This is a genomic window from Cyanobium sp. NIVA-CYA 375, from assembly GCF_056108345.1.
Map to the genome: position 1 here is coordinate 1 of NZ_JBSYHW010000300.1, position 816 is coordinate 816.

1 protein-coding gene is annotated in these 816 nt (G+C 64.2%); it reads left to right on the plus strand.

Annotated features, from left to right (window positions below; translation table 11 throughout):
* Positions 1-351: 351 nt before the first annotated feature.
* On the plus strand, positions 352-816 hold a 465-nt coding region (locus tag AC01FP_RS18205), incomplete at its 3' end, for a DUF5930 domain-containing protein (RefSeq protein WP_474482235.1).

Here is an 816-nt window from a genome sequence, read left to right on the forward strand (position 1 = left end):
CCGCAGGGCGTCAGCCGCAAGGCGGAGCGCGGCAGCCTTGGCCCGATCATCCATCCGCGCGAGCAGGCGTTGCGCGTCACGCCCGGAGTGCGCCAGCTGCGCCACCAGAGTGCCAGCCCGTTGCTGTGCGATGGAGATTGTTTCAGCGTTCATGGCGACCGCCCTAGCAGGGGGATTCGCACCTGTCAGGGGCCGATTCGCGGGACCGTTCGCACCGGAGTCCGGATCGGGCAACGACTCATCGCGCGAGTCCATCGACTCGGCCCTCGGGAGGGTTAACTGATTCGACGGTCACGCAATCGTCTGATACCGGCCCGGCCAACAATAACGCAGGGACGTGGGGTCGCCGCCTTGAAAACATCAAACGCCGCTGGCGGATGGAACGCCCGCCTGCGGGACTGGTTCCCCGATCGCGAATTTTTCATGCGATCACAGGGCCAGGTCCGGTTCATCAAGATTTCCTCGAAAGTGCAGATCGTCGCTGCCGCGATCGTCGTTCTGGCGACTCTGGTGTGGGCCATCTCGTTCGTCGCCATGGGCTGGAGCCAGTACCGCGCGCAGGCCGACCGCTGGTCGCTGCTGGAGCGGGAAGCCAAGGTCGCGCAGTCGGAAGAACGGGTCAACGCCTACCGCGACAACATGGACGAGGTGGTCGAAGATCTCGGCAAGCGCCAGCAGTTCCTCGAACAGATGGTCGAAACCCTGCCCGAAGACGTGACCACTGACGATACCGTGACCGATTCGTCGAGCGAGGCCGCAGAGACGATCGAAAAGGTCAGCAGCGCAATTCCCGAAGCGGCCGAACTGGCCCGGATC